Here is a 6,858-nt window from a genome sequence, read left to right on the forward strand (position 1 = left end):
TTCCCACAGAAGGAACATCGCAAGTGTCGGTCCATCTTTTCCTGCTTGGCCATGTACCCTCCTGCGTTACTTGCCTTTGCCCCCGTCACCAGATTCCACTGCTTTCATAAACTTAGGAGGGCGTGTAATGACCTCGTCAATGAGGCCGTACCGCTTCGCTTCCTCGCCGGACATGAAGTAGTCCCGTTCCGTATCGTGCGCAATTTTTTCGATTGGCTGCCCCGTGTGTTTGGCCATGATTTCATTAAGGCGTTCGCGAATCTTGAGAATTTCTCTAGCGTGGATGTCTATTTCTGTCGCCTGTCCTTGGAATCCACCCAACGGTTGGTGGATCATCACGCGGGCATTGGGCAGGGCAAACCGCTTGCCTTTTGTTCCGGCGGTCAATAGGAGCGCTCCCATACTGGCGGCCTGGCCAAGGCAAATGGTGTTGATTGGGGGCTTTACATATTGCATGGTATCGTAGATGCCCAATCCGGCCGTGACACTGCCTCCCGGCGAATTGACGTAAAGATTAATATCTTTCTCTGGATCTTCCGCCTCAAGAAAGAGAAGCTGCGCAATCACCAAGTTGGCAAAAACATCGTCGATCGGAGCTCCTAGGAAAATGATGCGATCTTTGAGAAGGCGTGAGTAGATATCATAGGCTCGTTCGCCTCTATTGGTTTGTTCGACTACGATCGGAACCAACATAGCTGCTCAATCCTTTCCTGGAACTTCGGGCGGCTACAATTCATATGTAATAATCGCCGCGCCTATCCCTGAATGACCGCCTGACGATAGACGAGATCCAGCGCCTTGTCGGCCAAGATTCTTGCTCGTAATTCCTCAACGGAGTCCTGACCACCTGCCTGGATCATTTTTACGAGATCGGCCATTGGCACCCTGAGCTCCGTGGCTAATCTAGTCACTTCATTATTCAGATCGTCTTGGCTCACTGACAATCCTTCTTTCTCAGCGATGGCTTCAAGAATCAATCCCGCTTTCACGCGACGAGTGGCTTCTTCACGGTGCTCTTCGCGAATCCTCTTCACTTCTTCCGCATCAGGCGTGGGAAGGGAATCGGTGACTCTGCCACGCTGTCGAGCTTGCAATTTCTGCCGCACAATCGTACTGAGCTCTCGTTCTAGGAGTGTGTCAGGGAGATCGAAATGGTGGGTGTCGATGAGGCGTTTAAGGAGGGCATCCTTGTAGGATTCCTCGATATCCTTCTTGAGCGCCTTTTCTATCTGGCCATGCACTTTTTCCCTTAATTCATGGAGCGACGCGTATGGTCCGCAATCCTTGGCGAACTCATCATCAAGGGCGGGAAGCTTCTTCTGCTTGGCTCCCCTTATGATTAGGCGGAACCGGACGGTTTTTCCCGCGACTCGCTGGTCCGGATGACTCACTGGATAGGTCTGAGGGATTTCTATACTATCCCCTGCCGATCTTCCGATCAGATGGGAGTCGATTTCGATTCCAAGCAATGCAGATTTCGATCCCACCTTATGAAGCTGACCTTCCTTCTTCGTACCTTCAAGAGCAGCACCCTCCAGAAATCCTTCGAGATCTACGATGGCATAATCCCCTTCGGATAAAACCGTTCCGGTTTCAGCTTCATCCAGCTGAGCGTGTTGTTCACGCAATACCTCAAGGGCGCGATCTACCTGCTCTTCCGCAACAGTGCGCTTGTCCGCCTGGAGGGACATAGGATTGGGGGACTTGTAGTCGCGAAGTTCGATCGTAGGTTTGATTTCGACTGTTGCTGTAAAAGTAAACGGAGAATCTTTTTTAATTTTGACCCGATCCAAAGGGGGAATGTCCACCACTACTGGGCTGATCCCGGCCTGTTTGATGGCTCGATCATAGAAGTCTGGCACGAGTTTTCGAATGACATCTTCTTCGACGGTTTTGGCATAACGCTTTTCCAGTACAGCTAAAGGAGCTTTTCCTGGTCGAAATCCTGGAATCTGAACTTGGCGGTTGAGCTCCAAATACGCGCGTGAAAATTGTTGCGTCACCTCATCGGCCGGCACCTCGATTTTTAAGGCGCGTTTCATCGGTCCTAACTCGGTCACTTCCATTTTCATCGCCGCGTCGGACTCCTTCCAAGGGAGATCGTACTCTGGTGGTGCGAGAGGGGGGACTTGAACCCCCACGGTTGCCCACGAGATCCTAAGTCTCGCGCGTCTGCCAGTTCCGCCACTCTCGCATGGTTGTTGAGGATGCCACGGAGTTGTCACCTTACTTAACTTATAAAGTAGAGTGACTGAGACTGCAAAAACACGCGATGTCGTATAGCGTTGTACCGTTGGACATCTGTAATGTCAACCCATACGGCCGAGGGTGATTACTGGTCACATGACAACACATCGTTGACAGCCGAACGGACAAGACATCGCTGACAGTTGGCCGAGACCGGCAAAACGGATAGAACGATCCTCCAGGCCATTAGGAGGGTCACCATAATGAGTCAAAAAAAGTGCGGCGCTGATCGAGGACCGCAAGCGATGCGTAGGCTGGTGGTTGCAACAGCGGTCGATCAGTTGGATTGCGCGCCGTCTGCGACGCAGTCGGGAGTGGGTGTACAAATGGATCTGGCGGTATCGTCAGGGAGAGCCGACGTGGTTTCTGGAGCGCTCTCGACGACCACACCAGATGGCCCGGCGTGTGTCGGCCACATTCGAGCAGGCGGTCATCCGCACCCATGCTCGGCTCACCAGTCCACGCAATCCGCTGGGGTTGTACGGCGCGGAAGCCATCGCGCAGGAGTTGGCCGACGCGGGAGTCCGCCCCGTCCACAGTATCCGCGCGATTCCCCGCATTTTGGCCCGACGCAAGTTGGTGACCCGCCCACGCCGCGACCGGTCTCGGCGCGGCCCCAACTGCCCACGCCTCCGGCTCGCCGCCTGAACGATGTGCACCAACTCGACTTCATTGTCGGGCATTGCCTGGCGGCTCGGCGGCCCGTCGTCATCGTGAACCGCAAAGACATGGCCACAGGGCTGGTCGGCGGGACCGAGGCACCCGAACGACGGGTCTAGCGTGTGCGGGCGTTTCTGACGCGGGACTGGCACCGTCATGGCCGTCCTCGGTTCCTCCAATGGACAACGACATGAGCTTGACGGGAGGCCGGTTCCATCCTCGCAGTCTGGGGTACCTGATCCGATTCTGCTTGGCCTGTCGAGTCATCCCGGTCTTTACGCCCGAGCGGCAGCCCGCCGCCAACGCTCAGGTCGAACGCTACAACGGCCTCTGGCAGGAGAATGTCTGGCAGCGGTATCGCTTCCGCACCCTGCGACACCTGCGGGTCCGTTCGCATGCCTTTCAGGTTGCCTACAATACGTATCTCACACGCCGGCTGATTCGGCAGGGGCACCCCACACGATTGAACGGTCTTCGGCGCCCGTGGCCCGTGCCCTTCCATGCGCCCACCCCGCTGCCACTCTCTCGCGGGCAAATCTGGGTGATCAGGAGAGTCGATGAAGAGGGCCACATCCAGGTGCTCAACGAAACGATTCAGCTCCCCCGACGCTATACCCATGCGTATGTCCGCGTGGTTATTCGGACCGGCCCGCAGACGCTGTCGGTGTACTGGATCGCATCCCAACACGTGCGCCTCAAACGGATTGTGCATCGAGCCTATCGTCTCCGTGAACAGGCCCGCACGCCGCTCCTCTGAAGTCCTGCGTCGCCTGGTGATTGCGGCACGAGGTCTGGAGGAGCAACGAGGTCCTGTCAGCGATGTGTTGTCGCGCATAACACCCAATTCATGTGTCAGCGATGTGTTGACACTTGTCGATTACTTTCTAGTAAAACGGGTCCAGACTGTTCGCTGATCTCGCCCATCCCCGTTGCTCTCGAAAACCTTCACCCATACGTTCGCTGTGGTACACCTCAATATGACTTTCTTGATTAGGAGGAATCGTCCTCCGCCAAGCTTAAACAATAATATTACAGTGGAACCGTCACCTTGCCGGTCATGAACACGCATGCTAAGATGTCTCCCCTTTGCACTTCTCAATGCGGAGAGGTGCGAGAGTGGACGAATCGACATGCTTGGAAAGCATGCGTCCCGGTAACGGGACCGTGGGTTCGAATCCCACCCTCTCCGCCACACCGCGTTTTGTGTGTACCGCCGGCTCTTTATCGCCGTATCGGAATTTCTGCGGGCGGATGGATACCTCAAGTGTGGACGTGTTGGAGGGCCTAGATCGAGAATAGGGGCTGGGCCCTGTGCAATAGAACCCTGTGAACCCCGCCAGGTCCGGAAGGAAGCAACGGTAAGCAGTCCGTTCTGTGTGCCGCAGGATCACCTGGCCCCACTCTGGGCGTGAGACGTAAAACGTGAGGCGTAAGGCGACAACGTCTTCTTCGACTTCGTATCATCTTGCTTTACACACGCATACGTGTCACCCCTTCACCCCTAACGGTTCTTTATGGATTATCAAGTCTCCGCGCGTAAATATCGGCCCGGAACGTTTGCCGATGTAATCGGGCAGCCCCATGTCGTCCAAACGTTAATGAACGCGGTCTCGACGAAGCGGATCGCGCATGCGTATCTATTTTCAGGCACGCGAGGCGTGGGAAAAACGACCGTGGCGCGAATCCTCGCGAAGGCGCTCAACTGCGAGCAGGGACCAACCAGTCATCCCTGCGACACCTGCGACAACTGCCGCGAGATTGCACAAGGGAACTCGGTCGATGTCATAGAAATTGATGGCGCATCCAACACCAGCGTGGACGATGTGCGAGAGATCCGCGAGAACGTGAAGTTCACACCGTTTCGCGGTCAGTTTCGAGTCTACATTATCGATGAAGTCCACATGCTCTCAAATTCGGCATTTAATGCCCTGTTGAAGACCCTCGAAGAACCACCCGCCCATGTGGTTTTCATCTTTGCGACAACGGAGATTCACAAAATTCCCGCGACGATCCTCTCGCGATGCCAGCATTACAACTTTCGCCGGATTGCCAGAACCGAAATCATTGAACGACTTCGGCATGTGGCAGCGCAAGATCAGTTGAGGCTCGAGGAACGGAGCTTCGTGGCCTTGGCTCGCGCCAGTGAAGGGAGTATGCGGGATGCCTTGAGCTTGCTCGATCAGGCCATTGCATATGGCGGCAAGGCCATCAGCCACGCAGATCTCGAACTGCTGTTGGGAGCAGTACCCCAGGAACTGGTACAAGAATTCATTAGAGCGATTATGACCCAAGACAGCCCCGCTGCCCTTGGCAGCCTGGCCAATCTCCTGGACCGGGGGCATGATTTGCGGGCGTTCTGCGCGGAAGTCGTGGAACACATCCGCAATTTGCTCGTAGCGGCAGTCGTTCCCGGTACGGCAGAACTGCGTAGCTTGATTGAAACCTCGGAAGACGATTTGAACCAGCTGTCAATGAATGCCAAGACGCTGACTCCGGAACAGCTTCAGGAGCTGTTGGCCATCTTCATCCAAGCGGAAGATTCTTTACGATTTAGCAGCCACCCTCGTTTTGTGATGGAGACGGGGGCGGTGCGAGCCACACGATTGCTGCGCCGACGAGAAGGCACAGGGCCTCTCTCGGTACAAACAGCATTGTCTCCCAGCCAGAAACCTCCTGCTGAACCGGAAGGACGCAAGAGTGGGTCATTAACTCCTCCGGTCTTGGGCCAGGACGTACCCGTTGCATCAAGACCTACCCCTAAACCTACTCACATCTCCAGGGAGGAAACGGATGAAAGACCATCGATCGCACCTGGACCATCTCACAATCCACCGACGAATGTGGCGTCAGCCACCATGCCTCCCATAGCCGTTGGCCCACAACCGACGTTGCAGTGGGAGTTGGTTCAAGAAGAAGTTGCGGCTTCATTCCCCAATATCGCGCCATTTCTCGAAGCCGGCAGGTTTGTTGGGATCGAGGGTGACTTTATCAGCATCGGGTTCGCCAAGCAGGCAACCGTAGCCAGGGCTAGATTAGAGAAGGAAGAGAACCTTCTAGTATTATCAAAGTTGTGCGAACGTCAATTGGGGTATCCCATACGTGTCCGCATCATCGAGTTGACGGAGACTCATCCACCTGGACCTACCATGGCCCAAATACGAGCGGCCAAGGAACAAGAACAACGGCTGGTGTTGTTCGAACGCGCAAAAGCGAATCCAACGGTGAAGCAGGCCCTCGAAATATTCGGTGCCGAATTGGCCGAGGTTCGTACTCTAACCCAGCAGGAGGCAAGCGAATGAAAAATCCTTTCGGCAACATGAACAACATCCTCAAGCAAGCTCAGGCTATGCAGGAGCAAATGGCTAAGATTCAGGAACAAGCCGCGTCCAAAACCGCCAATGGGACGGCGGGTGGTGGGATCGTCACGGTCACGGCGAACGGGGCGATGCAGATCGTCAGCGTGGTGATTGATCCTGAAGTCGTCAAGAGCGGCGATGTGGATATGCTCCAGGATTTGGTGGTGGCTGCGACGAACGAAGCGCTCCGCAAAGCCAAGGAATTGATGGAAGGTGCAATGACAGCGTTGACCGGCGGAATGAAGATTCCGGGTCTGTTTTAGCGATGGCCGTCGATCAACAGGGCCTACTGGCGAAATTGATCAAGGAACTGGTCCGTCTCCCCGGAATCGGTCATAAAAGCGCCCAGCGGTTGGCCTTTCATCTCATGAAGGCCGAGCGCGAAGATGCCTTGCGGCTGGCGGATGCCATTCATGCGGTGAAGGACGGGTTGGCGTTTTGCAGACAATGTCGTAATATCGCCGAAGCGGACTTGTGCGAGTTTTGTCTCGACCCGAAACGCGATCGGGCCAAGATTTTCGTCGTTGAAGAACCAAGTACGCTGTATGCCGTCGAACGGGCAGGCGCCTATCGCGGACTTTATCACGTTCTATTG

The 6,858-nt window shown here is 55.3% G+C and carries 6 protein-coding genes, 2 tRNA genes, 1 other RNA gene and 1 pseudogene; 7 read left to right on the plus strand and 3 right to left on the minus strand.

What is annotated here, in order from left to right; all coding sequences use genetic code 11:
* Positions 1 to 66 precede the first annotated feature (66 nt).
* From clpP to ACOSYY_RS13760, 3 genes are all read right to left on the minus strand, one after another.
* Positions 67 to 693: an ATP-dependent Clp endopeptidase proteolytic subunit ClpP gene (gene clpP / locus ACOSYY_RS13750; protein ID WP_421663087.1), complete on the minus strand. Its 627-nt coding sequence runs from the start codon at positions 691 to 693 to the stop codon at positions 67 to 69.
* 62 nt (positions 694 to 755) lie between these two features.
* Complete coding sequence (gene tig / locus ACOSYY_RS13755; RefSeq protein ID WP_421663088.1) at positions 756 to 2,072, minus strand: trigger factor; 1,317 nt, start codon at positions 2,070 to 2,072, stop codon at positions 756 to 758.
* 39 nt (positions 2,073 to 2,111) lie between these two features.
* A tRNA-Leu gene (locus ACOSYY_RS13760) sits at positions 2,112 to 2,194 on the minus strand.
* Between the two features lie 281 nt (positions 2,195 to 2,475).
* On the opposite strand from ACOSYY_RS13760, the gene ACOSYY_RS13765 reads away from it, so the two are divergent.
* The 7 genes and pseudogenes from ACOSYY_RS13765 to ACOSYY_RS13795 all read left to right on the plus strand — a co-directional run.
* Entirely contained in the window at positions 2,476 to 2,895 is a 420-nt protein-coding gene (locus tag ACOSYY_RS13765) for a helix-turn-helix domain-containing protein (RefSeq protein ID WP_421663093.1), read from the plus strand.
* A gap of 202 nt (positions 2,896 to 3,097) precedes the next feature.
* The gene (locus ACOSYY_RS13770) at positions 3,098 to 3,664 is read left to right on the plus strand and encodes a hypothetical protein (RefSeq protein ID WP_421663089.1); all 567 of its coding nucleotides are present in this window, start codon (positions 3,098 to 3,100) and stop codon (positions 3,662 to 3,664) included.
* A gap of 345 nt (positions 3,665 to 4,009) precedes the next feature.
* Positions 4,010 to 4,099 (plus strand) — tRNA-Ser (locus ACOSYY_RS13775).
* A gap of 108 nt (positions 4,100 to 4,207) precedes the next feature.
* An RNA gene (gene ffs, locus ACOSYY_RS13780) (signal recognition particle sRNA small type) lies at positions 4,208 to 4,307 on the plus strand.
* Positions 4,308 to 4,421: 114 nt separating this feature from the next.
* Positions 4,422 to 6,206 (plus strand): DNA polymerase III subunit gamma/tau, encoded by a 1,785-nt coding sequence (gene dnaX / locus ACOSYY_RS13785; protein WP_421663090.1) that lies wholly within the window; start codon positions 4,422 to 4,424, stop codon positions 6,204 to 6,206.
* On the plus strand, positions 6,203 to 6,526 hold the full coding sequence (locus ACOSYY_RS13790; RefSeq protein WP_421663091.1) for a YbaB/EbfC family nucleoid-associated protein: 324 nt from the start codon (positions 6,203 to 6,205) through the stop codon (positions 6,524 to 6,526). The genes dnaX and ACOSYY_RS13790 overlap by 4 nt, the downstream gene beginning before the upstream one ends.
* A 2-nt stretch (positions 6,527 to 6,528) precedes the next feature.
* Positions 6,529 to 6,858 (plus strand): annotated as a pseudogene (locus tag ACOSYY_RS13795) (recombination protein RecR); the annotation flags it as partial.

The sequence above is a fragment of the Nitrospira sp. BLG_2 genome, from assembly GCF_049222245.1.

What these genes read in the sequence shown, in the direction of transcription:
- clpP (WP_421663087.1), bottom strand. Translation starts at nt 693, where the DNA reads ATGTTGGTTCCGATCGTAGTCGAACAAACCAATAGAGGCGAACGAGCC.
- dnaX (WP_421663090.1), top strand. Translation starts at nt 4,422, where the DNA reads ATGGATTATCAAGTCTCCGCGCGTAAATATCGGCCCGGAACGTTTGCC.
- tig (WP_421663088.1), bottom strand. Translation starts at nt 2,072, where the DNA reads ATGAAAATGGAAGTGACCGAGTTAGGACCGATGAAACGCGCCTTAAAA.
- ACOSYY_RS13790 (WP_421663091.1), top strand. Translation starts at nt 6,203, where the DNA reads ATGAAAAATCCTTTCGGCAACATGAACAACATCCTCAAGCAAGCTCAG.
- ACOSYY_RS13770 (WP_421663089.1), top strand. Translation starts at nt 3,098, where the DNA reads ATGAGCTTGACGGGAGGCCGGTTCCATCCTCGCAGTCTGGGGTACCTG.